30 protein-coding genes and 1 pseudogene are annotated in these 26,622 nt (G+C 69.9%); 12 read left to right on the top strand and 19 right to left on the bottom strand.

The window, feature by feature from the left end; genetic code table 11:
- The first annotated feature begins 67 nt into the window (after positions 1–67).
- Positions 68–514 carry a MarR family winged helix-turn-helix transcriptional regulator gene (locus tag AC5DRG_RS47315; protein ID WP_491806493.1) on the top strand — a complete coding sequence of 149 codons (447 nt, stop codon included), beginning with the start codon at positions 68–70 and terminating at the stop codon, positions 512–514.
- Positions 515–714: 200 nt separating this feature from the next.
- Positions 715–1,095 carry an anti-sigma factor antagonist gene (locus AC5DRG_RS47310; protein WP_491806492.1) on the top strand — a complete coding sequence of 127 codons (381 nt, stop codon included), beginning with the start codon at positions 715–717 and terminating at the stop codon, positions 1,093–1,095.
- A gap of 24 nt (positions 1,096–1,119) precedes the next feature.
- On the opposite strand, the gene tuf is transcribed toward AC5DRG_RS47310, so the two are convergent.
- Both tuf and AC5DRG_RS47300 read right to left on the bottom strand, forming a co-directional pair.
- The gene (gene tuf, locus AC5DRG_RS47305) at positions 1,120–2,313 is read right to left on the bottom strand and encodes an elongation factor Tu (protein ID WP_491806491.1); all 1,194 of its coding nucleotides are present in this window, start codon (positions 2,311–2,313) and stop codon (positions 1,120–1,122) included.
- 64 nt (positions 2,314–2,377) lie between these two features.
- Positions 2,378–3,331 (bottom strand): ribose-phosphate diphosphokinase, encoded by a 954-nt coding sequence (locus tag AC5DRG_RS47300; RefSeq protein ID WP_491806490.1) that lies wholly within the window; start codon positions 3,329–3,331, stop codon positions 2,378–2,380.
- Between the two features lie 194 nt (positions 3,332–3,525).
- On the opposite strand from AC5DRG_RS47300, the gene otr(A) reads away from it, so the two are divergent.
- The 4 genes from otr(A) to AC5DRG_RS47280 all read left to right on the top strand — a co-directional run bounded on the left by otr(A) (position 3,526) and on the right by AC5DRG_RS47280 (position 8,350).
- Entirely contained in the window at positions 3,526–5,400 is a 1,875-nt protein-coding gene (otr(A), locus tag AC5DRG_RS47295) for a tetracycline resistance ribosomal protection protein Otr(A) (protein WP_491806489.1), read from the top strand.
- 122 nt (positions 5,401–5,522) lie between these two features.
- Entirely contained in the window at positions 5,523–6,203 is a 681-nt protein-coding gene (locus AC5DRG_RS47290; protein WP_491806488.1) for a DUF4230 domain-containing protein, read from the top strand.
- A 165-nt stretch (positions 6,204–6,368) separates the two neighbouring features.
- Positions 6,369–6,974 carry a VanZ family protein gene (locus AC5DRG_RS47285; protein WP_491806487.1) on the top strand — a complete coding sequence of 202 codons (606 nt, stop codon included), beginning with the start codon at positions 6,369–6,371 and terminating at the stop codon, positions 6,972–6,974.
- Between the two features lie 146 nt (positions 6,975–7,120).
- Positions 7,121–8,350, top strand: a complete 1,230-nt coding sequence (locus tag AC5DRG_RS47280; RefSeq protein WP_491806486.1) for a ricin-type beta-trefoil lectin domain protein — start codon at positions 7,121–7,123, stop codon at positions 8,348–8,350.
- Positions 8,351–8,359: 9 nt separating this feature from the next.
- Here AC5DRG_RS47280 and AC5DRG_RS47275 read toward each other — a convergent pair whose 3' ends face one another.
- Positions 8,360–8,596 carry a hypothetical protein gene (locus AC5DRG_RS47275; RefSeq protein WP_491806485.1) on the bottom strand — a complete coding sequence of 79 codons (237 nt, stop codon included), beginning with the start codon at positions 8,594–8,596 and terminating at the stop codon, positions 8,360–8,362.
- Between the two features lie 202 nt (positions 8,597–8,798).
- Between AC5DRG_RS47275 and AC5DRG_RS47270 the strand changes: the two genes are divergently transcribed.
- On the top strand, positions 8,799–9,836 hold the full coding sequence (locus AC5DRG_RS47270) for a PHP domain-containing protein (RefSeq protein WP_491806484.1): 1,038 nt from the start codon (positions 8,799–8,801) through the stop codon (positions 9,834–9,836).
- A gap of 270 nt (positions 9,837–10,106) precedes the next feature.
- Positions 10,107–11,069 (top strand): SDR family NAD(P)-dependent oxidoreductase, encoded by a 963-nt coding sequence (locus tag AC5DRG_RS47265; RefSeq protein WP_491806483.1) that lies wholly within the window; start codon positions 10,107–10,109, stop codon positions 11,067–11,069.
- Here the strand turns inward: AC5DRG_RS47265 and AC5DRG_RS47260 are convergent.
- The 9 genes and pseudogenes from AC5DRG_RS47260 to AC5DRG_RS47220 form a co-directional block, all read right to left on the bottom strand.
- Positions 11,066–11,722, bottom strand: coding sequence for a M15 family metallopeptidase (locus AC5DRG_RS47260; protein ID WP_491806482.1), 657 nt, complete (start codon positions 11,720–11,722; stop codon positions 11,066–11,068). The two genes, AC5DRG_RS47265 and AC5DRG_RS47260, sit on opposite strands and share 4 nt — an antisense overlap.
- A 14-nt stretch (positions 11,723–11,736) precedes the next feature.
- Positions 11,737–12,309 carry a transcriptional regulator gene (locus AC5DRG_RS47255; protein ID WP_491806481.1) on the bottom strand — a complete coding sequence of 191 codons (573 nt, stop codon included), beginning with the start codon at positions 12,307–12,309 and terminating at the stop codon, positions 11,737–11,739.
- 17 nt (positions 12,310–12,326) lie between these two features.
- Positions 12,327–13,862, bottom strand: a complete 1,536-nt coding sequence (locus AC5DRG_RS47250) for a helix-turn-helix domain-containing protein (protein WP_491806480.1) — start codon at positions 13,860–13,862, stop codon at positions 12,327–12,329.
- Positions 13,859–14,140, bottom strand: coding sequence for a helix-turn-helix domain-containing protein (locus AC5DRG_RS47245; RefSeq protein WP_491806479.1), 282 nt, complete (start codon positions 14,138–14,140; stop codon positions 13,859–13,861). The genes AC5DRG_RS47250 and AC5DRG_RS47245 overlap by 4 nt, the downstream gene beginning before the upstream one ends.
- Before the next feature lie 102 nt (positions 14,141–14,242).
- Positions 14,243–15,532 (bottom strand): ROK family protein, encoded by a 1,290-nt coding sequence (locus tag AC5DRG_RS47240; RefSeq protein WP_491806478.1) that lies wholly within the window; start codon positions 15,530–15,532, stop codon positions 14,243–14,245.
- Between the two features lie 91 nt (positions 15,533–15,623).
- Positions 15,624–16,610 (bottom strand): phosphotransferase family protein, encoded by a 987-nt coding sequence (locus AC5DRG_RS47235; protein WP_491806477.1) that lies wholly within the window; start codon positions 16,608–16,610, stop codon positions 15,624–15,626.
- A 24-nt stretch (positions 16,611–16,634) separates the two neighbouring features.
- Positions 16,635–17,211 (bottom strand): annotated as a pseudogene (locus tag AC5DRG_RS47230) (ferredoxin reductase domain-containing protein); the annotation flags it as partial.
- A 25-nt stretch (positions 17,212–17,236) separates the two neighbouring features.
- Positions 17,237–18,088: a helix-turn-helix domain-containing protein gene (locus AC5DRG_RS47225; RefSeq protein ID WP_491806476.1), complete on the bottom strand. Its 852-nt coding sequence runs from the start codon at positions 18,086–18,088 to the stop codon at positions 17,237–17,239.
- A 15-nt stretch (positions 18,089–18,103) separates the two neighbouring features.
- Positions 18,104–18,859 (bottom strand): DUF6879 family protein, encoded by a 756-nt coding sequence (locus tag AC5DRG_RS47220; RefSeq protein WP_491806475.1) that lies wholly within the window; start codon positions 18,857–18,859, stop codon positions 18,104–18,106.
- A gap of 373 nt (positions 18,860–19,232) precedes the next feature.
- Between AC5DRG_RS47220 and AC5DRG_RS47215 the strand changes: the two genes are divergently transcribed.
- Positions 19,233–19,469, top strand: coding sequence for a hypothetical protein (locus tag AC5DRG_RS47215; protein WP_491806474.1), 237 nt, complete (start codon positions 19,233–19,235; stop codon positions 19,467–19,469).
- A 186-nt stretch (positions 19,470–19,655) separates the two neighbouring features.
- Here AC5DRG_RS47215 and AC5DRG_RS47210 read toward each other — a convergent pair whose 3' ends face one another.
- The 5 genes from AC5DRG_RS47210 to AC5DRG_RS47190 form a co-directional block, all read right to left on the bottom strand.
- Entirely contained in the window at positions 19,656–20,135 is a 480-nt protein-coding gene (locus AC5DRG_RS47210; protein ID WP_491806473.1) for a hypothetical protein, read from the bottom strand.
- 140 nt (positions 20,136–20,275) lie between these two features.
- Positions 20,276–20,758, bottom strand: a complete 483-nt coding sequence (locus AC5DRG_RS47205) for a hypothetical protein (protein WP_491806472.1) — start codon at positions 20,756–20,758, stop codon at positions 20,276–20,278.
- Between the two features lie 217 nt (positions 20,759–20,975).
- Complete coding sequence (locus AC5DRG_RS47200) at positions 20,976–21,143, bottom strand: hypothetical protein (RefSeq protein WP_491806471.1); 168 nt, start codon at positions 21,141–21,143, stop codon at positions 20,976–20,978.
- Between the two features lie 238 nt (positions 21,144–21,381).
- Entirely contained in the window at positions 21,382–22,254 is an 873-nt protein-coding gene (locus AC5DRG_RS47195) for a hypothetical protein (protein WP_491806470.1), read from the bottom strand.
- Positions 22,206–22,613 (bottom strand): hypothetical protein, encoded by a 408-nt coding sequence (locus AC5DRG_RS47190; RefSeq protein WP_491813352.1) that lies wholly within the window; start codon positions 22,611–22,613, stop codon positions 22,206–22,208. The genes AC5DRG_RS47195 and AC5DRG_RS47190 overlap by 49 nt, the downstream gene beginning before the upstream one ends.
- 122 nt (positions 22,614–22,735) lie before the next feature.
- Here AC5DRG_RS47190 and AC5DRG_RS47185 point away from each other — a divergent pair, with 122 nt between their 5' ends.
- Positions 22,736–23,377 carry a PAS domain-containing protein gene (locus tag AC5DRG_RS47185; RefSeq protein WP_491813350.1) on the top strand — a complete coding sequence of 214 codons (642 nt, stop codon included), beginning with the start codon at positions 22,736–22,738 and terminating at the stop codon, positions 23,375–23,377.
- Here the strand turns inward: AC5DRG_RS47185 and AC5DRG_RS47180 are convergent.
- Complete coding sequence (locus tag AC5DRG_RS47180; RefSeq protein ID WP_491806469.1) at positions 23,308–24,231, bottom strand: DUF3626 domain-containing protein; 924 nt, start codon at positions 24,229–24,231, stop codon at positions 23,308–23,310. The two genes, AC5DRG_RS47185 and AC5DRG_RS47180, sit on opposite strands and share 70 nt — an antisense overlap.
- 86 nt (positions 24,232–24,317) lie before the next feature.
- Here AC5DRG_RS47180 and AC5DRG_RS47175 point away from each other — a divergent pair, with 86 nt between their 5' ends.
- Entirely contained in the window at positions 24,318–24,812 is a 495-nt protein-coding gene (locus AC5DRG_RS47175; protein ID WP_491806468.1) for an FBP domain-containing protein, read from the top strand.
- Between the two features lie 24 nt (positions 24,813–24,836).
- Here AC5DRG_RS47175 and AC5DRG_RS47170 read toward each other — a convergent pair whose 3' ends face one another.
- Positions 24,837–25,832 (bottom strand): quinone oxidoreductase family protein, encoded by a 996-nt coding sequence (locus AC5DRG_RS47170; protein WP_491806467.1) that lies wholly within the window; start codon positions 25,830–25,832, stop codon positions 24,837–24,839.
- 141 nt (positions 25,833–25,973) lie between these two features.
- Here AC5DRG_RS47170 and AC5DRG_RS47165 point away from each other — a divergent pair, with 141 nt between their 5' ends.
- Positions 25,974–26,561 carry a CGNR zinc finger domain-containing protein gene (locus AC5DRG_RS47165; RefSeq protein ID WP_491806466.1) on the top strand — a complete coding sequence of 196 codons (588 nt, stop codon included), beginning with the start codon at positions 25,974–25,976 and terminating at the stop codon, positions 26,559–26,561.
- Positions 26,562–26,622 lie beyond the last annotated feature (61 nt).

The following is a 26,622-nucleotide window of genomic DNA, read 5'->3' as shown; positions in this document are numbered from 1 at the left end:
CAGGATTCCTGTTGGTTCGCAGTCTCATTACAGACAGGTTTCCTGTCAATGGTCTAGGCTCGTTCTCATGGTCGGCACCCAGGCAACCCAGACAACCAAGGCACCTCCGTCCCTGCTGTACATGGTCAAGCAGGTGGAACTCGTGGTGCGCTCACACCTGGACGACCTGGTCAGACCGTCCGGCATCACCTCCCTCCAGTACACCGCGCTCACGGTCCTGGAGCGGCACGACGGACTGTCGGCCGCACAGCTGGCCCGCGACTCGTTCGTCACCGCCCAGTCCATCGCCGACCTCGTGCGGTCACTGGAGACCCGTGGGCTGGTCCGCCGGGAGCGCAACCCCCGCAATCGCCGCGAGCTGCTGATCCTGCTGACCGACGCCGGCCGCGAGCTGCTCACGCGCTGCGCCGAGCCCGTGCGGGAGCTGGAGGAGCGGATGGTCCGCGATCTCACGACGCACCAGACCGAGCAGTTCCGCCAAGCGCTTTCCAAGGCCTGGCACGCCCTGTCGTAGTCTTCGGTCGTTGATTCGAAGACATATGTCAATCGAACATGCTCAAATTCGCTCGATCGAGGGTAACTTTCAGTGCGGGGATAGGTTTTGCTCTCACCCGGGGCCCGGTGACACGGCTACGCTCGCTGCACGTCGTCACCCCGGCCCCCGGTGAACCGTGGCCCCGCACACTCAGGGAACCGGTTGGAGGCGATGCCGTCGTGGAGCAGGAACCTGCGCCGCTCACCCGGCACCTGCACATACGCCGACACCGGGGACACACGGTGCTGGAGTTCCGCGGGGAGATCGACATCGCAGCGGCCGTGGAGATCATCCCGTATCTGGACAGGGTGACCGCGCGGCCCGGATCGCTGATCGTGATCGACCTCAGGCCGGTCGAGTTCTTCGACTGCTCGGGCCTGCGCCTGCTGTTCCGGGCCAGGGCCCGGGTGCTGGAGCGCGACGGCCAACTGCACCTCGTGTGCACGCATCCACTGACGCTGCGCATCCTCAAGGTCACCGGCCTCACCCGGCTGCTGCCCCCGGCGGCGACGCTGGACGCGGCCCTGGGGCAGCCCGAGGCCACGTCCGACGCGTTATGACCGGGCACCCGTCACTTCACGACGTCACTTCATGATCTTCGTGACCTGCCCGGCGCCCACCGTCCGGCCGCCCTCACGGATGGCGAACTTCAGCCCCTCCTCCATGGCGATGGGCTGGATCAGCTGCACATGCATGGTCGTGTTGTCGCCCGGCATGACCATCTCGGTGCCCTTCGGGAGGGTCACCACGCCCGTCACGTCCGTCGTGCGGAAGTAGAACTGCGGGCGGTAGTTGTCGAAGAAGGGCGTGTGCCGCCCGCCCTCGTCCTTCGACAGGATGTACGCGCGCGCCTCGAACTCCAGGTGCGGAGTGACCGATCCGGGCCTGATGACGACCTGCCCGCGCTCCACGTCCTCCCGTTTCACACCCCGCAGCAGCAGACCGACGTTCTCGCCGGCCCGGCCCTCGTCGAGGAGCTTGCGGAACATCTCGATGCCGGTGACGGTCGTCTTGGTCTTCTGCTCGTGGATGCCGATGATCTCGACCTCGTGGTTGACCTTCAGGATGCCCCGCTCGATCCGGCCGGTGACGACCGTGCCGCGCCCGGTGATGGTGAAGACGTCCTCGATCGGCATCAGGAACGGCCGGTCGACGTCCCGCACCGGCTCGGGCACGGACTCGTCGACGGCGGCCAGGAGTTCGAGCACGGAGGCGCTCCACTGAGGGTCGCCCTCCAGGGCCCTGAGCGCGGAGACCTTGACGACCGGGACATCGTCGCCGGGGAACTCGTACTCGGTCAGCAGCTCCCGCACCTCCAGCTCGACGAGTTCCAGGATCTCCTCGTCGTCCACCATGTCCGTCTTGTTGAGGGCGACGACGATGTACGGCACACCCACCTGCCGGGCCAGCAGCACATGCTCCTTGGTCTGCGGCATGGGCCCGTCCGTGGCCGCGACGACCAGGATCGCGCCGTCCATCTGGGCGGCGCCCGTGATCATGTTCTTGATGTAGTCCGCGTGCCCCGGACAGTCGACGTGCGCGTAGTGCCGGCGCTCCGTCTGGTACTCGACATGGGCGATGGAGATGGTGATCCCGCGCTGCCGCTCCTCGGGCGCCTTGTCGATCTGGTCGAACGGTGTGTAGGGGTTCAACTCGGGGAACTGGTCGTGCAGCACCTTCGTGATGGCCGCCGTGAGCGTTGTCTTGCCGTGGTCGATATGACCGATGGTGCCGATGTTCACATGCGGTTTGGTCCGCTCGAACTTCGCCTTCGCCACTGCAAGCCCTCCTGACACCTGGTGATGCCGAGCATTGCCGCTGCCTCGGATCGCTACCTCATGTCTATTCGCTTCGCGGCGAGTCGAACAGGGCGCTGACCGACTCACCGTTGTGAATGCGGCGCACGGCCTCGGCGAGCGCCGGCGCGATGGACAGGATCCGCAGCTTCTCCGTGTGCTCCTCGAAGGGGACCGGCACCGTGTTGGTGCACACGATCTCCAGGACGTCCGGCTGGTCGCTCAGCCGCTTGAGCGCGCCCTGCGCGAACAGCCCGTGCGTGCACGCCACTCGAATGGAACGAGGCCCCAACTCGCGCAGCCGCTCCAGGAGTTCAAGGACGGTGCTGCCCTTGGCGATCTCGTCGTCCAGCACGATGACGTCCCGCCCGGTGACCTCGCCGATGACATCGCTGATGGTCACCCGGTCGTCCGCGTACCGCTGCTTGGCGCCGGCGGCCACCTGGGCGCCGATCAGCCGCGCGAACGCGGCCGCCTCCTTGGCATTGCCGAGGTCCGGCGAGACGACGGTGGTCCGGGACAGGTCGTACTGCCGGAAGTGCGCGGCCAGTTCCCGCAGGGCGTGCAGATGGTCGACCGGGACCGAGAAGAAGCCGTGGACCTGCGGGGAGTGCAGGGTCATGGCGAGGACTCGGCTCGCGCCGGCCGCCACCATCAGGTCGGCGACGAGGCGCCCGCCGATGGAGATGCGGGGCGCGTCCTTCTTGTCGGAGCGGGCGTAGGAGTAGTGCGGCATGACGACGTTGATCCGGCTCGCGGAGGCGCCGCGCGCCGCGTCGCACATCAGCAGCAGCTCGACCAGGTGCTCCTGGACCGGCTTCACCAGGGGCTGGATCAGGAACACGTCCCGCTCCCGGCAGTTGGCCTGGAGCTGTACCTCCAGACAGTCGTTGGCGAACCGGCTGACACGGGTGGGGCTGAGCGGCACACCGAGATGCGCGCAGACCTCCGCCGCCAGCTCGGGATGGGCACTACCGCTGAAGACGGCGATGTCTCGCACGATCCGCTCCTCGCATGATCATTCCGGGTCGTGTGCCTCATGCTACTGACCCGAAATTTCGGTTGCGGACGACCTCCCTGGGCACGCCATGATGGGCGCCCGAGTTCCCTCACTTCAGGAGCCCCAGATGCGCCGACTCCTCGGCATCAACCAGCGCCCCTACTGGACGACGGTTCCCGAGGACTCGACCACGCATGCACACCGTGAACATCGGAATTCTGGCCCACGTCGACGCCGGTAAGACCAGCCTCACCGAGCGGCTGCTCTTCGACCACGGCGCCGTCGACCGGCTCGGCAGCGTCGACGCCGGTGACACCCGAACGGACGACGGGGAGATCGAGCGGCAGCGCGGGATCACCATCCGCTCGGCCGTCGCCGCCTTCACCGTCGGCGACACCCAGATCAACCTCATCGACACCCCTGGGCACTCCGACTTCATCGCCGAGGTGGAGCGCGCCCTGGAGGTCCTCGACGGCGCGGTCCTGCTGCTGTCCGCCGTGGAGGGCGTCCAGGCGCAGACCCGGGTCCTGATGAAGACCCTGCGCCGGCTGCGGCTGCCCACGCTGGTCTTCGTCAACAAGATCGACCGCACGGGCGCCCGCGCCGAGGGCCTGCTCGCCGACATCCGCCGCAGGCTGACGCCGTACGTCGCACCGCTGACGGAGGTGACCGACATCGGGACGGCCGACGCCCGCGTCCTGCCCTGCCCGCTTCAGGACCCGGCGGTCCGCGCCCGCGCGGCCGAGGCCCTGGCGGAGGTCGACCCGGACATCCTCGCGGCGCTCGTGGACGGCCCCGAGCCGACCCCGGACGACCTGCGCAAGTCTCTCGCCGCCCGCACCGCCGACGGCTCCTTCCACCCCGTCCTCTTCGGCTCGGCCCTCGGCGGCCAGGGCGTCGGGGAACTCGTCGAGGGCCTGATCCGGCTGATCCCGCCCGCACCGACGGACGGCGACGGCACGCCACGCGGCACGGTGTTCGCCGTACGTCCCGGTCCGGGCGGCAGGCGGACGGCGTATCTGCGGTTGTACGACGGTGAGGTGGCCCGGCACCAGCGGCTCACGTTCCTGAGGCGCGAGGCCGACGGCCGGACCACCGAGGTCCCCGGCCGGGTCACGGACCTGGACGTGACCGGCCGGCCGGGGCCGCTCACCGCCGGCAACATCGCCGCGCTGACCGGTCTGCACGCCGTCCGCGTGGGCGACCGCCTCGGCGAACTCACGGACCGTGCCCCGCAGTTCGCGCCCCCGACGTTGGAGACCCTCGTGCGGGCCCGGCACCCCGAGCAGGCGGCGCCGCTGCGCTCGGCCCTGCTGACCCTGGCCGACCAGGACCCGCTGATGCACGCGCGCCCCACGCCCACCGGGTCCACCGCACTGCTCCTGTACGGCGAGGTCCAGAAGGAGGTGCTCGCGGCCACGCTCGCCCAGGACTTCGGCATCGAGGCCGACTTCGAACCCAGCCGGGTGCGGTACCTGGAGCGGCCGGCCGGTGTCGGCGAGGCCTGGGACGAGCTGCCGTGGCACGACCACACCCGCTACTGGGCGACGATCGGGCTGCGCGTCGAGCCGGGAGAGCGCGGCTCCGGCGGAGTGTTCACGTACGAGACGGAACTCGGGGCGCTTCCCCGCGCCTTCCACCAGGCCATCGAGGACACCGTCCACGCGACCCTGCTGACAGGACTGTGCGGAGCGGCCGTCACGGACTACCGGGTCACGCTCGTCCGGTCCGGGTTCTGCGCGCCGATCAGCACGGCGGCCCACTTCCGCGGACTGACTCCGATCGTGCTGCGCCGGGCGCTGGAGCGGGCGGGGACGCGGTTGTACGAGCCCTACGTCGCCTTCGAGGCGGAGGTGCCGCTCGACGCACTCGCCCCCGTGACGGCTCAACTCGGTTCGTTCGGTGCCGAGTTCGGCGGGACGACGGGCGGGGAATCCGCCTGGCTGATCACCGGCGAGCTTCCGGCCCGGCGGGTGCGGGAGATGGAGCTGCGGCTGCCGGGGCTCACGCACGGCGAGGGGGTGTGGTGGTCGCGCCCGTCGGGTGATCGCCTGCTGAGGCGCCACTAGGCCCGAGCGCCGGGTGCGGCCCGGAACGTCACAACTTTCCGACAGAAGCGTAGATCGGGCAACAACTCGGTCTGCCACGGGCTTTGGGGGGAATTCGAGCAGTAGGAAGGAGGACCGTCTGGATGACGACTTCCATCGAGCGCACCCCCAAGCGCGAGCGCACACCCAAACGCATGCCCGGCTGGGCGAAGGTACTGGGCGCCTTCGCCCTGGTGCTCGTCGTGCTGTTCGCGGGGCTCCGGCTGAGCGTGCTGCCGGGGCTGAAGGACCTGTTCGGCACGGAGACCAACGACCGTTCGGGGCCGGCCCTGCTCAAGTCCATTCAGGACATGAGCCGTTACGACGCCGCGTCGGGCAACTTCCAGGTCGTCGTGGACCTGGAGAAGGACGCCAAGTTCCTGCCCGACGCGATCCGCGGCACCCGCACCCTGTACATCGGGGCGGGCACCGTCGATGCGTATGTCGACCTCGGGAAGGTCGACAAGGGCGACGTGACGGTCAACGAGGACCGCACCTCGGCCACGCTCAACCTGCCCCACGCGGCCCTGGGCAAGCCGGCCCTCGACCCCGACCGCTCCTACACCGTCTCCAAGCAGCGCGGTCTCCTCGACCGGCTCGGCGACATCTTCTCGGACAACCCGAACAGCGAACAGGCCGTCCAGAAGCTCGCGTCCCGGCACATCGGCGACGCGGCGAAAACCAGCGGACTGACGACCCGGGCCGAGTCGAACACGACCGACATGCTCGAAGGGCTGCTGGGTTCCCTGGGCTTCAAGGAGGTGCATGTCACGTACGGGACCTGATCAGGCACTGAGGACGTAGTCCCGGACACGCCCGGACCGGGCGCCGCCACAGCGGCGGCGCCCGGTCCGTCGCGGCGAGCGACAGGCGGGCGACAGCCGGGCATCGTCGGCCCGATCGAGGGTAATCGGCTTACCACGTACGGAAGTTGAAGACCGGAGGACTGGATGGCCCTGACCGCCCTACGATCGCGTGCCGCCGCCCTGCGCGTGCGCAACGCGAAGAGCAAGCCCGAGCCGAAGCCGAGTCCCACGCCGAGTTCGACGCCCAAGCCGAAGCCGGCCGCCCGGCGTAGGATCCGCCCGCTGGCCTTCCTCGGCCGGTTGCTCGCGATGCTGTGCGCCTTCGCGTTCATGGTGGCGTTCGCCGTCGTACTGGCCCGGATCACCCTTGAGCCCTCACCCGCCTCGGTGGCCCTCACCCACACCAATCTGCACCCCGGCCGCTCCCTCAAGGCCTACCTCGACCAGCCCGAACTACGTGACGCGGCCAGGCAGATCGGCGGGAACATCCTCCTCGGCATCCCGTTCGGCGTCCTGGTCCCCATCATCGCCCCACGCGTGCGTGGCCTGCTGCGCGTCCTCCTGCTCACGGCGAGCGTCATGCTCCTGGTCGAATTCGCCCAGGGCGCACTGGTCACCGGCCGCGCCTTCGACATCGACGACGTCATCCTCAACACCGCCGGAGCACTGATCGGTTACCTGGCCCTGGGGCGGCGCCTGAACCGCGCGATCCACCCACGCGAGCGTCGGGCCGGGACGAAGGGCCGCTGACAGGGCGAAACGGCATCTGGTCGCACACCCCGCCGTCCTGGTCTGTACCAAAGTATTGACTCCCCCTTATCTCACTTCTTAAATCAAGAGGCGACGCACTCACCCCCCACCTCGCTCGGCGCACGCGTGCGCCGGAAGGGAGAGCCGTGGTCTCGCCACGATCGCTCCGCAGATGTCTCCTCGCCGCCCTCTCCGCCGCACTGGTCGCGACCGCCGCGATCGGCCCGGCGCAGGCGGACGCCCCGAGTGTCGGGGCCGCCGCCGTGACGTTCTCCGACACCTTCGACGGGGCCGCCGGGTCGGCCGTCGACTCCTCGAAATGGCAGATCGAGACCGGCGACAACGTCAACAACCACGAGCGGCAGTACTACACATCGGGCAACAACAACGCGGCCCTCGACGGCCAGGGCCATCTGGTGATCACGGCCAAGCGCGAGAACCCGGCCAACTACCAGTGCTGGTACGGCACTTGCCAGTACACGTCGGCCCGTCTGAACACGTCCGGCAAGTTCACCGCGCAGTACGGGCACGTCGAGGCCCGGATGAGGATCCCGCGCGGACAGGGCATGTGGCCCGCGTTCTGGATGCTCGGCACACCGGTCAACTGGCCGGCCTCGGGCGAGATCGACATCATGGAGAACGTCGGTTACGAGCCCTCCACCATCCACGGCACGATCCACGGCCCGGGCTACTCCGGCTCGGGCGGCATAGGCGCGGGCTACTCGCTGCCGAACGGCCAGGCCTTCGCCGACGCCTTCCACACCTTCGCCATCGACTGGGCCCCCGACTCGATCACCTGGTCGGTGGACGGCACCGTCTACCAGCGGCGCACCCCCGCCGACCTGGGCGGGAACTCCTGGGTCTTCAACAAGCCGTTCTTCCTGATCCTGAACCTGGCGGTGGGCGGCTACTGGCCCGGCGACCCCGACGGCTCCACCGTCTTCCCGCAGCAGCTGGTCGTGGACTCGGTGTCGGTGACCACGGGCGACACGGCCGCCGGCGTCGCGATCAAGGGCCTCGCCGGGAAGTGCGTGGACGTCGCGGCGGCGAACTCCGCCAACGGCACCCCCGTACAGCTCTACGACTGCAACGGCTCCGCCGCCCAGCAGTGGACCGTCGGCTCGGACGGGACGATCCGCGCGCTCGGCAAGTGCCTGGACGTCACCGGCAACGGGACGGCCGACGGCTCGACGGTCCAGTTGTGGGACTGCACCGGCGGTGCGAACCAGAAGTGGGCGATCTCCTCGGCGAACGACATCGTGAACCCGCAGGCGAACAAATGCCTGGACGTGACGGGCAACAACTCGGCCAACGGCACCCGGCTGCAGATCTGGACCTGCTCGGGCGGCGCCAACCAGAAGTGGACGGTCGGCTGAGCGAGTGCCCTAGCGGGGCATCCACGTGAACTTGTCGCCGCCCACCCAGCGCACCACCTCCGGGTCGTCCAGGTCGTGGACGGTGATGCCGAACACGGCGGCCACTTCCAGTACGTCGGTGACGGCTTTCGCCGCTCCGACCATCTCCCCGTCGATCTCCACGATGCGGAACGGGGGCGTGCCCGGCTGTACCCCGAGCACCATGATCCGTGGGTGGGAGATGTGGGGGCTCGCGACTTCGGTCATGTAATAGAGCGTAGAACCGATCCCCGGATCACGACTCCTCCGAGTCGCCCTTCGAGCGGCCACGAATCGGCGCCTCTGCGGCCCCGCGCGCGGCCTGGGCCCGTACGCCCCTGTGTTCGCCCGGCCGGGTGAGCACAGGGGCGTACGCGCGCTCCTCGTGCGGCCCCGGCGGGGCTGGGGAACTCTGGAGGGGGAGGTGGCGATGGATCCCGTCGAGGCACTGGAGCGGATCGCCTTTCTGCTGGAGCGGTCCCTGGCGCCGACGTACCGCGTTCGCGCGTTCCGTACGGCGGTGCGGGTGGTCACGGCGCTGCCCGAGGACGAGGTCCGTGAGCGGGCGGCCGCCGGGACCCTGGAGTCGCTCAAGGGCATCGGGCCGAAGACCGCGCAGGTCGTGCGTGAGGCGCTGGACGGCCGGGTGCCCGGCTATCTGGAGAAGCTGGAGGGCGAGGCGGCCGCGGCCCCGGCCGTCTCCGGGGGCGAGCGGCTGCGGGCGCTGTTGCGCGGGGACTGCCATCTGCACTCCGACTGGTCGGACGGCGGCAGCCCGATCGAGGAGATGGGCAGGGCCGCTGCGCGGCTCGGGCACGAGTGGGCGGTGCTGACCGATCACTCGCCGCGACTGACCGTGGCGCGCGGGCTGTCGGCGGAGCGGCTGCGGGAGCAGCTGGAGGTGGTGGCGGAGCTGAACTCCACGTGGGCGCCTTTTCGGCTGCTCACCGGGATCGAGTGCGACATCCTGGAGGACGGTTCGCTGGACCAGGAGCCGGAGCTGCTGGAGCGGCTCGACGTCGTGGTGGTGTCCGTGCACTCCAAGCTGCGGATGGACGCCGGCGCGATGACCCGGCGCATGGTGGCCGCCGTACGCAGTCCGCTGTCGGACGTCCTCGGGCACTGCACGGGACGGCTGGTCATCGGGCGGAACGGGGGTGCCGCTCGGCCGGAGTCGGAGTTCGACGCGGACGAGGTGTTCGCCGCGTGCGCCGAGACGGGCACGGCCGTGGAGATCAACAGCCGTCCGGAGCGGCTGGACCCGCCACGCCGTCTGCTGCGCCGGGCCGTGGAGGCCGGCGTGCTCTTCTCGATCGACACCGACGCGCACGCGCCCGGTCAGCTGGACTTCCAGATCAACGGCTGCGCGCGGGCGGAGGAGTGCGGGGTGCCCGCGGAACGGGTGGTCACCGCCTGGCCGGTGGAGGACCTGCTGGCCTGGGCCGGGGAGCGCCGGCTGCCGCAGTGACTCACATCACCGGAGGCACTGGAACACCCCCAGGTGGTTCCCCGTTGAACAGACCGTGGGTGCGGATGGGACAGTGTCCCCGGGCCTCACCTTTTGCCCACAGGGACGATCGTTCGGCTGAAGCCCTGTGGAGCGTTCGCCGAGAGGCGACCGCCATCCGCGCCCACCACTTGGCCGCCCCGACCGTGATTCCCCCGTCCGGTCGGGGCTTTCCTCTGCCCAGGGCGCCCGCTTGACTTCGAGAGCACTCCAATTCGTAGCGTTTCGGATATGAGCACTGCACAGCACAAGATCGGTTCGGGCTTCGGCGCCCACAGCACCGCCGACGACGTCCTCCAAGGCATCGACCTCACCGGAAAGCTCGCGATCGTCACGGGCGGCTACTCGGGCCTCGGTCTGGAGACCACGCGTGCGCTCACCAAGGCCGGCGCCCGGGTCGTCGTGCCCGCCCGCCGCCCCGCCGCCGCGCAGGAGGCCGTGGCCGGGATCGACGGCGTCGAGGTGGACGAGCTCGACCTCGGCGACCTGGACAGTGTGCGCGCCTTCGCCGAGCGTTTCCTCGCCTCCGGCCGCACTGTCGACTTCGTCATCGACAGCGCCGGGATCATGGCCTGCCCGGAGACCCGGATCGGGCCCGGCTGGGAGGCACAGTTCGCGACGAACCACCTCGGCCACTTCGCCCTCGTCAACCGCCTCTGGCCGGCCATCGAACCCGGCGGCGCCCGGGTCGTCTCCGTGTCCTCGCGCGGCCACCACTTCTCCGGCATGCGCTGGGACGACGTGCAATGGCGTCAGGGCTACGACAAGTGGCAGGCGTACGGCCAGGCGAAGACCGCCAACGTCCTGTTCGCCGTCCACCTCGACAAGCTGGCCCAGGACTCCGGCGTACGGGCCTTCTCGCTCCACCCGGGCGCCATCCTCACCCCGTTGCAACGCCACCTCCCCAAGGAGGAGATGGTCGAGCGCGGCTGGATCGACGAGCAGGGCAACCCGCTCAACCCCGAGGGCTTCAAGACCCCTCCGCAGGGCGCGGCCACCCAGGTATGGGCCGCGACCTCACCCCAGCTCGCCGGCATGGGCGGCGTCTACCTGGACGACTGCGACATCGCCGAACCGGCTCCGGCGGACGGCGAGCGGGCCGGCGTCAAGGACTGGGCGATCGACCCCGAGCAGGCGGCGCGCCTGTGGGACCTGTCGGCGGAACTGACGGGCGTGAACGCCTTCTCCGCCTAGGAGTTGCCGAGTTCCCTGGGCCCGTAGAGCGCTGCGGACGCGCCCGTCATCAGGGCCCAGTAGCGGTCCCCGTACGACCAGTGCCACCACTCGGTGGGGTAGTTCACCAGACCGGCCGCGCTCAACGCCTTGCCGAACACCGCGCGGCGGGCGCGGACTTCGTCGCTGATGTTGTCGGCGTGGGTGTAGCAGGCGCCGGCGCTGGTCTCCGGGGTGTCGTTCATGGTCGTACCCATGTCGAGTTCGCGGCCGTCCGCGTCGGCGAGCGTCAGGTCGACGGCGGCGCCAGCCGTGTGCGGTGCGATCTCGGGCGGTGACACATAGCGGCTGGCCGCCGAGCGGATCTGGTCCGCGGACCAGTCGGGGTGTCGCGTGCGCAGTTCGCCGGAGTAGCTCTCGAAGTAGTGACGCTGGAGGGACGGCAATCGGTACCCCTCGACGAACAGCAGACGCAGGCCGTCCGGCAGCAGCACCTGCGCTTCGAGGAGCCGGTCGAGCACGCCCTGCCGCAGATGGACCTCAGTGCCGTGCGAGCCCTCGCGCTCACGGCCGTCGACCGCCAGGGCGCCGCGTACGTCGACAAGAGGTTCGCCGCACTCCTCGACGGGAATGGCGGCGACCCTTGCGTCGGACATCAGGATGATCTCGCTCATCACGCGATCTTCCCTCAGGCGGCGAACCCGACGTTGGTGACGTACTCGTACTGGCCCCACTGGGAGCCGAGGTCGACGATCTGGTCGCACCACGCGTCGTCGAGGGCACGGTCGTCGCCTGCCGACCAGGCCTCGACGATGGTGTCCCAGTGGCGGATGTTCAGGGTGCGGAATTCGACCACGCGCTGGCGGGGGCGGTCGACCTGGGACTGGTTGAGGGGGTGCAGTTCGACGCGGGTGCCGCGGCCCTGGCGGTTGAGGCGGCCCAGGAGGTAGCGGGCGACGTTGTGGCGGCGGACCGTGCGGTATGCCGTCTCGATCTTATCCAGGTTCCGCTTCGACGGCGTGCGCCGGCCCTCCAGCCACGCCTTCAGCGTGCGGTCGGTGACTGTCAGGCCCGCTTCACGCGCCGCCACGCGCGCGTGGTCGGAACGGGTGAGGTAGTGCAGCCGGGCCAGCATGCCGCGGCGCGCGGTGACCGGCGTGGTGATACCCCCGGCCAGTGCGTCCAGTTGCCGTCCCACGGCCGCGCTGCCCTTGATGCCCCGGGCACCGAACTTGCCGAACTCGATGGTGCGTTCCGGCACTTGGCCGCCTCCCTCACTCAGTCGTCGTGCTCGCCCGCGGCGACGGGATCAGTGTCCTCGCCGACGGTGTACGTGTCCTTGATCTTCACCTCGGAAACTCCGCGGCCCTCCGGGAAGACACGCCTCCAGTCACCGATGACGTGCAACTCGTCGGTACCCATGGCGCGGACGACCATGAGGCCCTCCTCGTGCGCCTTGTACGCCTTCATCCAGAGGTTGGCGAAGGCCTGGGAGCGGATCAGGTGCATCCAGTCGGGGCGGTACAGCTCCCGGTTGTAGTTGGACTCCCCCATCGTCGAGACGAACTTGGAGTACATCGCCTTCACGTACTCCAGCGTCACCTCGTCGTCCTCGGCGATCGCCCGGTCGCGGGCGTCCTTCAGCGCGATGCGGAACTTCTCCAGCAGGCCCTCGGTCGCGCCGGAGGTGAACGACTCGTGGATCTCGGGCGGGTCGCAGAGGCCGTACTTGGGGCCGGAGAGCCGAAGGAGGAGCCGGAGGGTGGGTTCGGTGACCCACAGCGGGCCCGGTTCGTCGCGGTTGCCGATCGGGTTGGGCAGCTGTGCGTCGTGCTCCCAGGCCGGCGGGGTGATCAGGTGGACGCCGGCGCGGCGGCGGTCGTGGGCGAAGCCCGTGGAGTGCTCCAACTGACCGATAGGGAGGTGGGTCTTGAGCGCGGAGAGATAGGCGCCGTTGATGTCGAGGGCGGTCACCTCGTGGGCGCCGGGCGGGAGTTCGCCGCGCGCCCACCTGGGGCGGGCCTCCCAGACCTGGTCGGCACCGCGCGCGGTCTGCTTGCGGAGGATCTCCGGGATCCAGGGGTGGGCCACGATGTCGTAGCGCCCGCCCTTGCGGGTCTCATCCAGCAGCGTCATCGCATCCGGAATGGCCCGCTTGACCAGCGCCGCGGTCGCCGCGTCGACGTCACCCTCGTGCCGGGCGAGCGCGGCGGAGACGGCCGCACCGATCAGGTCCGGCGTGTCGGAGGCGGCCTGCATACGCCGGCCGACGGGGACGACCCGCGTCGGCTCGGGAGACTTCGGCGGGCCCGCAGGCTCGGCGACTGCCACTCCGGCGGGCTGCTCAGGCGCCGTCGCAGTCCCGCACTCGGCGGGATCCAGATGCTGCGGAAAGCCGGCCACCTGATGAAGGGCGGGCCCACCGCACAGCACACACGGCTGAGCCGTCGCCAGCGCCTCGACCTCGTCGGACCCGCCGTCCGTGACGGCTTCGTCTTCGTCTACGTCGGTCTCGTCGTCCTCCGTCGCCTCGGAGCCGGCGGAGACCGCCTCCTCGGTGTCCTCGGCCTGCTCCGCCAGCTTCGTCCGGGCCCCTTCCAGGAAGTACGCGTACTTCTCGCGCACCTCGCCGCCCGGATCCCGCCCGGACTCCCAGCCGCCAACCGTGGACGGGCTCACGCCGAGGGCCTGGGCCACCTGGGCGCGGGAGAGGTTGAGCCCCTCACGCAGTTCGCGCCGCACCTCCACGGAAGGCAGCGGCACCTCCTGACGGGCCCCCGCAAGGAGCGCGTCGATCGCCCCGAAGTCCGTCATCGGGCCACCGCCCTCGGGCCGACGCGACGACGCCGCCGTACCGGCAGACCTTCGCAGGCGCGGGTCGGTCCGGCCAGCAGGTCGAGCACGTCGATGCCGAAGTGCGCGGCCAGCGCGTCGCAGTCGGCCAGGCTCCAGGCGGCACTGCCGGACTGGCGGCGGCTCACCTGCGCCTGGCTCACGCCGAGGGCCACGGCGACATCCGCCTGCGACTCACCCGTCGCGTGCATCAACGCGGCGACCGACGACCTCACCCGTTCTCCCAAGGACAGTCCCACACCACCCATCCTAGCGGCACACATGCGTTATCCGCATGGAACATGCTGAATACGCATGGCCGAAATTGCGAGGGAGCTGTGCCCGTGGGCAAGGACGAGACGTCAGTGCGGAGCCCGTTCCTCCAGAGCCGTGCGCCAGGCCGGTGTCGGGCCCTCGGGCTCGGGTTGCGCGCGGCGGCCGCCGCCGGCGAAGAAGTCGGCGAGCGGGAGGATCGCGGCTCCGACGGTGACCGCGTCGGGGCCGAGCCTGCCGAGATCGATGGTGACCCGCTCGGCGGGGTGGCGCAGCGCGTACGCGGTCGCGTGCCGGCGTACGGCGGGCAGGAAGCGCGAGCCGAGCTGGAGGCCGGCCCAGCCGCCGATGAGGATGCGCTCGGGCTGGAAGAGGTTGATCAGGTCGGAGAGGCCGGCGCCCAGGTACTCGGCGGTCTCCTCCAGGACGGCCAGCGCCACGGGATCGGGGTCGGCCCCCTCGGCCGGGTAGGCGGCGGCCAGCATCGCGGTGAGCGCCGTCTCCTCGTCGGCGTTCCCGGGCGGCTGTCCGCCCGCCTCACTCCAGCGGTCGAGCAGCGACTCGGCGCCCGCGTAAGCCTCCAGGCAGCCGAGCGCACCGCAGCGGCAGCGGCGTCCCCGCACGCGGACGGTCAGATGCCCCCACTCGACGGCCCGCCCGTGCTCCACCTCGGGGGTGACCAGACAGGCGCCGACGCCGGAGCCGAACAGGACCACGATCGCGTTGCCGGCGCCGCGTCCGCCGCCGAACCACATCTCCGCCTGGCCGAGGGTCTTGGCGCCGTTGTCGATGAAGTACGGCACGGAGTCGGGGAGTTGGGAGGTCGACCGGAGCAGCGCTTCCAGCGGGACCGCGTCCCAGCCGATCGTCTGGCCGTGTACGACGGCGCCCTGGTCCGGGGTGCGTTCGACGATGCCGGGGACGCCGATGCCGACCCCGAGGAGGCGCTCGGGTGCGATGTCGGCGGCGTCGAGGACCTCGGCGATGCCGTCGCGGATGTGGCCGACGATGACCTCGACCTCGTACCCCTGCTGTTCCAACGGGCGTTCCGTGCGGGCGAGTTCGGTGAGGGTCAGGTCGAAGAGCTCGACGCGGACCCGGGTCTCGCCGACGTCGACGCCGATCATGTGGCCGCTGGTGGGTGCGACGCGCAGCAGGGTGCGCGGGCGGCCGCCGTCGGAGTCGACGCTGCCGGCCTCCTCCAGCAGGCCGTCGGCGACCAGGTCGGCGACGACATTGCTGACCGAGCCCGAGCTGAGGCCCGTCACCGGGCCGAGTTCGAAGCGACTGAGGGGTCCGTCGAAGTACAGCCGTTGCAGCACGGCCGTGCGGTTGGCCCGCCTGAGGTCCCGCACCGTGCGCCCGTTCCGCCCCGCCATGTGGCTCCTTTCGAACCCTGCCCGACCTGCAACATACCTCTGTGGGGCCAGCAGGCGCGACCTTCCTCAGAACCTTAGTTCACGTGCTGAATTAAGAAGGGGAGGTCAGCTCGGCGATCTCGTCCAGGGCGGCGACGAGTTCGGGGGCCACGGTCTCCTGGACCCAGCGGTTCTTCCCCTCGTCCACCGCCCGTGGGACCGTCTCGGTGAGCATGATCAGGTAGAGGTAGCTGCGGTAGAGGGCCAGACGGAGGCGGGCCGGGGTGTCGAACTCCGCGCGGCCGCCGGCTTCCCGGTAGCCCGTCAGGAACGCCTCGTCCTTCCTGATGTCCCCGAGCAGCGCGAGAGAGACGAAGTCGGCGAGGGGGTCGCCCCAGAACATGCGTTCCCCGTCGATGAGGCCGCCGATCCGGGCGGTTCCTGTCGAGCGGTCCACGAGGATGTTGCCCTGCCACAGGTCGAAGTGGACGAGGCGCGGGACGGTGACCTCGTCCAGGGCTCCGTACGCGGTCCGGGCCGTGCGGGCGACTTCGTCGGCGGGGCGGGGCAGCCTGGCCCGGTAGCGGCGGGCGTCGTCGAGTACGGCGTCGTAGATCGTGGAGAAGGCGGTCGGCCAGTCGGGGGCGAGGGGGCCGAGGGCGCCGGACGGGTAGCCGAAGCCGGGGCCGGTCACTTCGTGGAGTCGGGCCACTTGGCGGCCCAACTCCGTGCGCAGGTCCATGTGTTCGGTGTCCGTGAGCGAGTCGTCCCAAGGCTCGCCCGGGCAGGCGGTCATCAGGAGATGCCGCCCGGCGTCGTCATCGCCACCGACCACCACGACGTGCGGTGCGGGTACACGGGCCCGGGCCGCCGCACGGTAGAACTCCGCCTCGGAGACGAGGAGTTCCACCTCGTGTCGCATTCCGGGGACGCTCCGTGCGGGCGGGACCTTCAGGACGTAGCGGCTGCCGTCGGTGAGCAGGAGTTCCTCGACGGTGTTGTAGGTGCCGCCGGTCAGGGGGTCGAGGTGGGCGAGGTGGTCGGGCGGGATCCCCGCCGTCTCCAGGACGTGCCGGGCCCGTTCCCATGAGTCCACCACCGTGCGCCCACCCCTCTGTCCCGGTCAGCCTGCCGCGCACACATCCTCGATGTAACGCCCCGCCGCCATCAGTCCGTTGAGCCATGTGTCGCAGGCCGCGTCATCGGTGTCGGGCATGCGGTCCCGGTACAGCGTACGGAACGCGTCCCGCACTCCCGGCGCCATTCGCGAACCGTCGCCGCAGACGTACACCCGGGCTCCGGCGCCCAGCAGCTCCCACACCTCGTCGGCCTCGGCGGCGATGCGGTGCTGGACGAAGGCTCCCCCGTCCTCGGGGGCCGCGCTGAAGGCGGGGGGGGAGCGAGACGGCGCCGGTGGCCTCGGCGGCGTTGAGTTCCTCGGCGTGCAGGAAGTCGGCGTCGGGTGCGTCGCAGCCGAAGTAGCAGACGGCCGGGGCGAGTTCGGCGCCGCCCGCGAGGGTTGCGGTCCGGTCGGCGATCGCGCCGCGGAACGGGGCGAGGCCCGTGCCCGCAGCGACCATGATGACGGGCGCCGAGTCGTCGATGCGGAAGGCCTCACGGCACGGCTGGACGCGGGCGAGGATCGTGTCGCCCGGCTGGACCGTGTTGAGGTGACCAGAACCGGTCCCCCGGTAAACGCCGTTGCGACGGCTGACGGAGCTGATATCAGCGGCCGCTCAGTGCCCGCCGTGCCGCGTTGATCACGTTGTGGGCATCGTTGCCGTACACCGCGGACTCCCTCAGTGTCTTCCACGTGCGCAGGTAGAGCGCGACGCTGTCATCGTCATCGAGCCACAGTTCCGCGTGCCACGCCTCGGTTACGACTTGGCGGTCGTCGTAGATCCAGAACCCCAGACCGGGCGGAACCTTCAGGGACGCGGTGAGCGGCACAATGCCAAGCTCCACGGTGTCCATGCCGATGACGCCCGTGAGCCGGTCGAGTTGGGCGACGAGCACCGAGGGCGAGCAGACCAGCGACCGCAAAACCGGCTCCCACAAAATGATGTGGTAACGCCTGCCCCCGCTGTAGAGAAGCTCCTGACGCCTCATACGGGCGCGCACCGCTTCCTCGATGTCCCGTGGAGACCTGTGCAGTTCGACGGAGCGGGTGAGCACAGCGCGGGCGTAATCGGGGATCTGGAGAACACCCACGACCCACGATGATTCCCAAGCGCGGAGCACCGTCGAGTTGGCCTGCGCCTCGTTGTGAACGTCCTGCACGGGCTTGTGTCCGCCGACGAGCTGCCTGCGCCATGAGCGGATGTGCGACTCGAACCCCGCGAGCCTGGCTCGCAGTTCCTCGTATGACGCGGGCTGACCGCACGCCGTTGCCCACTGGTGCAGGTCCTCGGGGGTTGCCGTCTGCTTGCCCAGCTCCAGCTTCGAGACCTTCGAGTTGGGCCAGCCGAGTTTGCGAGCCAGGGCAGTACCGGTGAGCCGACCGTCAGGGGCGGCGAGCCGAAGTTCTCGGAGCCGCACCCCGAGTGCTTCGCGGGCCTGCTGATAGTCCGTGCTCACCGGCACACACCTGCTTTACGCCTCCTTCGCGGGCATGTTCGCCGCGAACTGCCTGAACGGAACGCCGTAGTGCTGCGCGACGTCCCGGAGTCGGTTGTACTGGTTGACGGCTGCCGGTTCCGTGATCAGCTCGGCACCCGTGAGGTTGTCATCATCGTCGAAGATGCACACGGCGACGATGTGTGAGTCGAAGATCCAGAAGTCTTCGTCCGGGAGGTTGACGCGCCTGGCGTCCTCGCGCCACATGTTGCGGACATCCTCGCCCAGGGCAGCGTTCTTCTCGGCGTGCGCGAGCAGGTACAGCTGACCCTCGGTCGGCGGGTTGTCGACGATGCGGACCCGGCCGACGTACACACCGTCTGACGTCTTCGCCCGGATTCCCCGGCTCCATGGGGTGTCGAGGTCCCAGGTCGGGGTCTCGCCCCGGGCGAACTGGGCGTACGTGTCGGTCGCTGCGTCGACCGCGTAGCGCTGGCGCATCTCCAGATGCCATGCACTGTGCTGGAAGTTCTCGAAGAGCCGGGCGAACTGCTCGGGGGTGAAGATGCGCGGTTCGGTGTCGCGCTCCTTCGGCCCGAAGTCGATCAGCGTGTTACGAGGCATCACGATCGGGATCTCGTCCTCGTCGATGTGCTGAAGCTGGGCGAGTGCCTCGGGATCGGTGAGGCGCGGCCCGTGCACGATGACCTCGCCCGTGTCGAGATCCTCGTGCACTGCGGGGCAGCTGCCCTCACCGCTGCCCGTGCCGTTGAAGCGCAGTCGTCGGGACATGATCAGAGTCCTTTCGCCGGAAGCCGATCACCCCAGCATCACCAGGTTGCACGCCCCGGGCCATGGGGTTCCATCACCTTTGTGAGAAAACTCGAGCCAAGCAAGAGAGGTCGCGAGAAAAATCGAGAAAACATCATCGCACGCCCTAACTCCTCATCCCTAGCGTCCCGTTCATGCCTACGAAGACACCGGACGTCGACCCGTACGCGGCTGCGGAGTCCCTCAGAGCAGCACTGACCGAGGTCGGGATCGTCTTGCCTTCCCTGAGGGTCGATCCTGCGTCCCCTCAACTTCGGCTCGTTGAGCTGGGGCGTGTGCGCGCCGACGTGGCTGACCGCCTGGCGCGAGCACTTCAGAGAGGGAGGCCAGAGTGATGGCCGAGGAAGCGCAGTCAGAGGGTGCCTTGGTCGTCGACGCCAAGACCGACAAGCTGGGCTACGTCATGGGGTATGAGGGCCCGTACGTACGGCTCCGGCCGGTGACCGGCGGACGCGAGTGGGACGCCGACCCGGATCACGTCCGCCTCGCTACGAACGAGGAGCGGCTGAGGGCCATGCAGGAGCGAACCCGCGCTCTGAACTCGGCGAGCAGTGGGGGGATCTTCTCGTGACCACCACCGAGGACACCTCAACCATGTCGGCAGAGTGCGCGGTCGCACGGCACCCTGAATATGGCGACCTGCACAACCAGTGCACGCAGACCCAGGACATCCCGCTTCCGGGATCCGCAGGCGTCCTGCTGGTCCCGCGCTGCACCTGCTCGTGCCACGCGTGGGGAGCCGAGTAGGGCGACGACATCAGGGGCGGTCGGGATCCGGCGGAGCCTGAATGCCGAGAGCCGTGCGTACGGCGTCAAGGTACTCGGTGGCCTCACGGGCCACGGAATCGCTATCGGTCCCCTCGCGGCGCCACCTCTGAATCTCTCGCATATACGCGACGCCCGCCATGGTGACGCGACCCGGCCCCTCGACGTGCACCTGTGCGAAGGCCTTCTGCAGAGTCACGGCCAGTGACCTGTCCTCGCGGTGTGACGCCGCATCCTGTGCAGCTGCCAGAAACTCGCCGTACACCTGCCGACGCCGCTCTTCGACGCGGGCGCGTCTCTGCTCGTCCAGGGTGTCCTGAACAGTGCGCAGCAGTGCATCCGCCTGACGGTCCCCTGCATGCTTCGCGGCATCGGCCTGACGGACGCCAGCACTTCGCGTGAACCACCCCGTGACGGCGCTGCCCGCCACTGCTGATCCGGCCGCGATCAGCGCGACTGCCCATTCGCTCATGCGCGCATTCTGCCGTTCAAGGTGTCGTCGCGATGGGCGTTCGGAGTGCCGGCCGTCGTATCACCAAGGAACTCGCCGCGCGGGACGACGAGCAGCAGGGGCACAGCCACTCTCACGGCGACGGCTGACCTTGCTGCGCATCATGTGCAGGAAGACGCAGCGGCAGAGACGATGTTGCCCGCCAGCCCGACGACGACGCCGACGCCGAGGACGAGCGGGCCCTTGTACGCGGCCCACCAGTGCTGCTCACCGCCCTGGACGTACTGCCGCAGCCCTGTGAGCTGATCGTCGATGGTCTTCTCTGTTGCGTTCAGCGCGCCCTTGAAGCCCTTCCGCAGATTGTCGCTCGACCGCTGCTCGCGCCGGTCGAGTTCGTCGGGCAGGGCGCGGCGCCACGCCTCCAGGGATTCGAGGCGCTGCTCAATCGTCTGAGGCTGCGGGGTGAGATCGAGTGCCATCGCCGACACCGCAGCCAGACCAGCGTGCGCGTAGACGCTGCGTGGGCGTGTCAGATACGACGCCAGGCGGCGACGAGCCGTGCGGATGTCCCGGATGGTCCACCAGATTCCCCAGATCTCCAGGGCGGCGGCGAGTGAAGCGAGGGTCACGGCGGCGGTCGACATGCCGGGAGAGTACTGCGGGGTGGATAGCCCTGTAGCGGCCCGTGGGCGGCGAGTTCAGCCGGGCAGAGAAAGGCCCCGCACCGGGCAATGCGGGGCCGCGAGTGAGGCGCTCAGGGCAGCGGGCGGATCATCACCGGACCGGCGCCGTCCGTCCATACGCGCGCCGACGTACGAACCCCTGCCGTGGCGGGGTGATCGTGTCCGGGTTGTTCTCCAGCTAGACGAAGAACACCCGCACTCGACGGGGGTCCTTGCTCGGGCTGACCGCGAGGACGACGGCGCGGGTGAACGGGGCGACGGGCGAGCAGCGGGCCAGCACCTCATCACCGGGTCGGGGGATGAACGCCGGGGTGCGGGCGGCCGATTCGGTATGGCGGGTCAGCACGGTGCCTCGATTCAGAATAAACGGGCATATGGGGTGAGGGTTCGCGAGGGTTAAGTGATCTTGAGGGCAACTGCTTGGGCAGGGAGACGGCTCTATCGGCGCAAAGCCCTCTGCCCTGCCGATTCTTGAGGCGGGACCCTTTGGGACCCGTCGGACCAAACTCCCAGCTGTCTCTAACGCGCATGGAGTTTGGTTTTTGGGGTCCCAAAGGGTCCCGGTGCCGTTGGGGCACGGTCACTTAGGGGCGAACCGCACTCCGACCCACCCCGAAAAGCGCTCCGGTACGGAGGCAATGCGGCCCCCCACCCGGGGCGCGAGAGACCGTCGCGCACACGCATACGGTCCTCCCGCTGGACCCGGTTCGCTCGTACATGGCTGTGCTGCCCGAAGCGGCTGACGAACGTACGCAGAGTGCCAAGACGTACCCCCGTACCCTCGCCCACTCCTCCCAGTCTCGGAACGTGTCGGTCGACAGGATGTAGCTCTGCGGGTCAGCAACAAGCCGGTCGTCCCAGTACGCGAGGATCAGGTCGGTCTCCTTGCGCCACGTCAGCGTGTGCCGTGCGACGGAGACTGGCATCTCGGGGAGCACCTTGCCCGATGCGTACCACTCCTTGGCGCCGTCGACAAGCCAGCGCAGGGCAGCCTTCAGGATGTCGGGGTCCCCGTCTTCGATCCGGGCGCGGAGCGTCGGATCACCGGTCCGTTCCCCGGGGTTCTGCGGCTCCTTGACATATCGGTACGGGAACTTGACCAGGGCGAGACGGCGCCATGTGCCGTCGTCGGAGTCGTTGACCACGGGCGTGTAGTTCGTGTTGATGAACAGGCTGTGTGTCGTCGTCCACGTCGTGCTCGCCGCGTACAGGTGATGCCCCGTCATCTCCAGGGACGTGGCCTTCTTGAGCATCACCGAGTTCAGGTGCGCTGCTTCGGGGGTCTCCTCGATCAGCGCCATACGTGCGCCCCGCAGCATCATGGATTCGTCCCGCTGTGCGCTGCCGAGCAACAGGGCGTCGGGGCCGAGCTGGTGATAGGTGCCGAGTGCACCCGAGACACACGCCATCACCGTGGTCTTGCCGTTCGCCCCGGACCCCTGAAGCAGCGGCACCATGTCGTCCGGTGTCCCGTGGCCGCCTGCCCCAGACGCACCCGCATCCAGCGCGGCACGTCGTCTTCCATCGCGGTCAGGACGGCGTCCCAGTCGTCGCTCTCGGCCGTCGCGTCGTACTCGACGCCGGTGATGCGGGTCATCAGCAATTCGGGATCATGCTCGCGCAGTTCCCTCGTCCGGAGGCCGACGACGCCGTTCACGCAGTTGAGCAGGTCGGGTTCAGCGTCAAGGGCTTCGTCCTCGACAGCGACGAGGGCCTTGGCCAGTCCGGTGATGGCGCGCAGCTTCCCGGCGGAGAGGACCTTGTGCCATCCGGCAACGTCTCCCGTGGCCGTGTCGTCCTCCCGTGCGCGACGCAGTGTCTCTTCGTACCGGTCTGACCTGGATGTTTAACTTTGATTGCACTACATGATTGTGCAGTGCAGGTACGTGCGCCGCGCTTGCGTGTCGTGGCGCCGCGTGGCAGGAGGCTCGCGTGGACATGCGGCGGCTGGACGATCCGGTGGCGTGGCGCAACCGTGCGCTGACGCTGTTCGACCGGGTCTCGGTGCCGGCCGCGGTGTGCGATGTGTACGGCTCCGTGGCTGTGGCCAATTCCGCGATGGCGGCGGAGTGCGGTACGACGCCGGGGCGGTTGCGCGGCCGGGACGTCCTGGAACTGTTCGAGCCGCAGCGGGCGATCCAGGTGGAGCGGATCGCGCAGGCGCTGCGGCTGCGGCACCGGTCCCGCTACCGGGTGTCGGTGCGGTGGCGGGCGCCCGGTGATGTGGAGCGGCACGGGGAGCTGACGGCGGATCCCGTGAGCGACAGCGTGGAGGACACGCCCGCCCTGCTGGTGATGCTCCGGGTCTTGGGCGAACGGGAGTGCGCCGACCCGGGCCCCGCCCCGGTCACGCCGGTCAAGGCCCGCATCCTGGCACTGCTCGCGGGCGGCGCCACCACAGCGCGGGCCGCCCGTGAGACCGGCCTGACCACGGACGGCGTGACCTATCACCTGCGGCGACTGTCGGCCCGCTGGGGCGCGGGCAACCGCACGGAACTGGTCGCCCGCGCCTACGCGCTGGGGGTCCTCGCGGCGGGCGTGTGGCCTCCGACACCGGCCGACGGCGAGACGGGCGAGTGAGCGGTACCCGCGCCCTGCGGAGCCCCGAAGCGGGCGACGGTGTGCCACAGCATCTTCAGGTTCTGCAGTTCGTGGCGCCCCGTGCGGGCGGCGTCGCCGATGATCCGCGGGTCGAGGCGGCCGTCCTCGGCGATACGGGCGCCCAGCTCGGCGTACTCCTGACCCCGGTAGTCGGCATGCCGTCGCAGCTCGGCCACAGTGAGCCGGTAACCGGGGTGCCACTCGACCGGGCAGGGCAGCAGCCGGGCCGCGCGCTCGACCGGGGTGCCGCGATAGCTCGCATCCAGGACGAGGGCCTCCGCGTCTCTGGCGAGGTCGACGCCGCCGTGCACCTGTGCCTCGATGTAGTCGTTGAGGGCGTCCTGCTCGTCGCCCACCGCCAGCGCGATGAGGGACATGCCGGAGGCGACCCCGAAGTCGGTGGGCTCGGCCGCGCTGTCGGGGTAGCAGAAGGTGGCGCGTGTGAGAGCGGCGCCGGTCAGCCGGATGTGCGAGGAGCCGAAGCGCGGGGCCGCGCCGACCGTCTGGTGCCGGAAGTTCAGGGCGCCGTACACGGGCCGGGAGGCGGCGGGCGCGTCGTCGTAGGCGCCTGCGAAGATGCGGCTCTCCCAGCACCAGCGGTCGCCGCCGGGGTGTGCGGTGAGACCCCCGTTGCTCGTGCCGGTGACGAACTGCGAGTGGTACGAGCCGTCCCGGGCCAGCGCCTGAAGGATCGGCACTCCGCCGACGAGCCGGTCCGGGTGGAAGTTCAGGGTGACGCGCAGCCCCGGCTCCACGGCCGGTCCCGCGGAACGGGCCGCGACATGGCGCAGTGCCGCACGGGCCTGCGCCGATCCGACGTCCCGGAAATCCATTGGCTCCCCCTCGCTGAGGTTTTTACCCTGGGTCGTTGCCTAGACCCCCTAGGTTTCAGCGATGGCGATCGTCCAGGAGGCCCCCTATGAGATCACTCACCGAGCAGGACATCCGCAACTCATTTGTCAACTGCTCGAAGGGTGAGGCCAAGCGCCTGGCGACACCCCGCGATCTCGACCAACGCCCCTGGGACGACCTCGACTTCCTCGGCTGGCGCGATCCGGGGGCACCCGACCGCAGCTATGTCGTCACCGAGCGGGAAGGGAGCCTCGTCGGTGTGACCCTCCGCTTCCCGCCCTCGCAACGCGGCTTCCTGCACCGCAGCATGTGCTCCCTGTGCCTGACGACCCACCCGGGCGGCGGCGTCTCCCTGATGACCGCGCGCAAGGCCGGCGCGGCGGGCCGCGAGGGCAACTCCGTGGGCCTGTACATGTGCACCGACCTCGCCTGCTCGCTCTATGTGCGCGGCAAGAAGTCCCTGGAGTCGGGATCCCGCTTCGAGGAGAGCCTCACCGTGGAGGAGCAGATCGCCCGGACGCTGGGCAATCTGTCCGCCTTCCTGGACAAGCTGTACGTCTGAGGCAGGCCGTCCGCCCGGCAGCGGTCAACTGCCCACGGCCAGCACGATCTTGCCCCGGTTGTCGCGCTGCTCCAGCCGCTCGTGGGCGGCGCGCGCCTGCTCCAGGGGCAGCACGGTCTCGATCGGGACGCGGTACGCGCCAGCGGCGACGCGTTCGGCGAGTTCGCGCAGGTCGGGGCCGGCGTCGTAGCCGTGCAGCTGGAGGTTGGTGAGCTGGAAGCCGAGGATCGACACGTTCTTCGGATAGAAGTCGCGGGTGTCGATGGTGCTGGACTCCAGGGCCACGTTGGCGAGGGAGACGACGCGTCCGCCGTGCCCCACCTCGCGCAGGCTCCGCCCGAAGGCCCGGCCGCCCACGATGTCGAGGACCACGTCGGCGCCACGACCGTCGGTCAGCCGGAGCACCTCGTCCACCTCGGCGTCATCGGGGTGCGCGGAGGTGTCGACGGTGGCGTGGGCGCCGAACTCCCCCGCCCAGGCGGCCTTCTCCGGTGATCCGGCGAGCGCGATGACCCGGGCGCCGGTTCCGGCCGCGATCTGTACGGCCGCGCTGCCGACCCCGCTCGCGGCGGCCTTCACGACCACGGTGTCGCCCTTGCCGACCCGGGCGAGACTGCGCAGGCAGTACCAGGCGGAGAGCCAGGCGATGGGCAGGGCGGCCGCGACCGTCAGGGCCACGCCGTCGGGCAGGGCGGTCACCTGCCGGACGGGCACGGCCGCCAACTCGGAGTAGAAACCGGTGGACTTGCCCCCGTCGAGTGCCATGACGCGCTGCCCGGTCGTGAAGCCCGTCACCCCCTCCCCCACCGCGACGACGGTGCCGGCCGCCTCCACGCCCGGGATCAGCGGCGGGCGCCCCGCCCGGTGGTAGACACCGGTCCTCAGCAGGACATCGGCCCGGTTCACACCGGCCGCCGCGACCTTCACCAGCACCTCACCGGGCCCGGCCACCGGGTCGGGCACCTCGACCGGAACCAGCACCTCGGGCCCACCGAACTCGTCGATACGTACCGCACGCATACCGCACCCACCTCCCTGCCGCGACCGCACCGAGGCGACCGACACCGATTCAACAGGTGTCACCTTGCGACACCCCATGAACCGGTGTCAAGGAGCGGGGCACACCGCATGAACAGGTGTCCGCGGGGTACGCTCGTGACCATGACCAGCCCCGCCGACCTCACCGATCCGGCGCTCGCGTTCCCGTTCATCGGCGGCCGGCCGTGCCTCGACTTCGTGGCCACGCTCGGCCGTCGGCACGCCGTACACCTGGAGCGGCTGCCCGACACCGCCGCGCTGGCCCGCTGGATCACCGAGGCGGGGCTGGCCACGGACGCCGAGCCGGCGCCCGTCACCGCCCGGGACCTCACGGACGCGCGCGCCCTGCGCGAGGCCCTGTCCCGCCTCGTACGTGCCGCGATGGCCGGGCGGGAGACGGCGGCGGACGATGTCGAGCGCATCAACGAGGCGGCGGCCAGGCCGGACCTTGCGCCCCAACTCGGCCCGGCCCGCTGGAAGGCGCGGTACCCGGTGCGGGCCGCCCTGGCGACCGTGGCCCGGGATGCCGTCCTGCTGGTCGGCAGCCCCCTGCTGGAGCGGGTCAAGGAGTGCGAGAACCCGGACTGCTCACTGCTTTTCCTGGACGACTCCCAGGCCCGCCGCCGCCGCTGGTGCTCCATGGAACGCTGCGGCAACCTCGCGAAGATCGCCGGCTACCGCTCACGCAGTCGCGCCGCCTCCACGCGCTGAAGGAGGCCGACCCGCCCCACAGGGCACCCTCGCGGACGGTTACGGTCCTCAATGAGTACCG

The sequence above is a fragment of the Streptomyces sp. JLBG701 genome, assembly GCF_058544905.1.
Note: the sequence above shows the minus strand (reverse complement) of the source record. Positions and strands in the feature narration are given on the sequence as shown.

What these genes read in the sequence shown, in the direction of transcription:
- AC5DRG_RS47315 (WP_491806493.1), top strand. Translation starts at nt 68, where the DNA reads ATGGTCGGCACCCAGGCAACCCAGACAACCAAGGCACCTCCGTCCCTG.
- AC5DRG_RS47290 (WP_491806488.1), top strand. Translation starts at nt 5,523, where the DNA reads ATGACGACTTCCATCGAGCGCACCCCCAAGCGCGAGCGCACACCCAAA.
- AC5DRG_RS47285 (WP_491806487.1), top strand. Translation starts at nt 6,369, where the DNA reads ATGGCCCTGACCGCCCTACGATCGCGTGCCGCCGCCCTGCGCGTGCGC.
- AC5DRG_RS47275 (WP_491806485.1), bottom strand. Translation starts at nt 8,596, where the DNA reads ATGACCGAAGTCGCGAGCCCCCACATCTCCCACCCACGGATCATGGTG.
- AC5DRG_RS47270 (WP_491806484.1), top strand. Translation starts at nt 8,799, where the DNA reads ATGGATCCCGTCGAGGCACTGGAGCGGATCGCCTTTCTGCTGGAGCGG.
- AC5DRG_RS47265 (WP_491806483.1), top strand. Translation starts at nt 10,107, where the DNA reads ATGAGCACTGCACAGCACAAGATCGGTTCGGGCTTCGGCGCCCACAGC.
- AC5DRG_RS47260 (WP_491806482.1), bottom strand. Translation starts at nt 11,722, where the DNA reads ATGAGCGAGATCATCCTGATGTCCGACGCAAGGGTCGCCGCCATTCCC.
- AC5DRG_RS47250 (WP_491806480.1), bottom strand. Translation starts at nt 13,862, where the DNA reads ATGACGGACTTCGGGGCGATCGACGCGCTCCTTGCGGGGGCCCGTCAG.
- AC5DRG_RS47240 (WP_491806478.1), bottom strand. Translation starts at nt 15,532, where the DNA reads ATGGCGGGGCGGAACGGGCGCACGGTGCGGGACCTCAGGCGGGCCAAC.
- AC5DRG_RS47220 (WP_491806475.1), bottom strand. Translation starts at nt 18,859, where the DNA reads ATGTCCCGACGACTGCGCTTCAACGGCACGGGCAGCGGTGAGGGCAGC.
- AC5DRG_RS47215 (WP_491806474.1), top strand. Translation starts at nt 19,233, where the DNA reads ATGGCCGAGGAAGCGCAGTCAGAGGGTGCCTTGGTCGTCGACGCCAAG.
- AC5DRG_RS47210 (WP_491806473.1), bottom strand. Translation starts at nt 20,135, where the DNA reads ATGAGCGAATGGGCAGTCGCGCTGATCGCGGCCGGATCAGCAGTGGCG.
- AC5DRG_RS47205 (WP_491806472.1), bottom strand. Translation starts at nt 20,758, where the DNA reads ATGTCGACCGCCGCCGTGACCCTCGCTTCACTCGCCGCCGCCCTGGAG.
- AC5DRG_RS47195 (WP_491806470.1), bottom strand. Translation starts at nt 22,254, where the DNA reads ATGGTGCCGCTGCTTCAGGGGTCCGGGGCGAACGGCAAGACCACGGTG.
- AC5DRG_RS47185 (WP_491813350.1), top strand. Translation starts at nt 22,736, where the DNA reads ATGCGGCGGCTGGACGATCCGGTGGCGTGGCGCAACCGTGCGCTGACG.
- AC5DRG_RS47180 (WP_491806469.1), bottom strand. Translation starts at nt 24,231, where the DNA reads ATGGATTTCCGGGACGTCGGATCGGCGCAGGCCCGTGCGGCACTGCGC.
- AC5DRG_RS47175 (WP_491806468.1), top strand. Translation starts at nt 24,318, where the DNA reads ATGAGATCACTCACCGAGCAGGACATCCGCAACTCATTTGTCAACTGC.
- AC5DRG_RS47170 (WP_491806467.1), bottom strand. Translation starts at nt 25,832, where the DNA reads ATGCGTGCGGTACGTATCGACGAGTTCGGTGGGCCCGAGGTGCTGGTT.
- AC5DRG_RS47165 (WP_491806466.1), top strand. Translation starts at nt 25,974, where the DNA reads ATGACCAGCCCCGCCGACCTCACCGATCCGGCGCTCGCGTTCCCGTTC.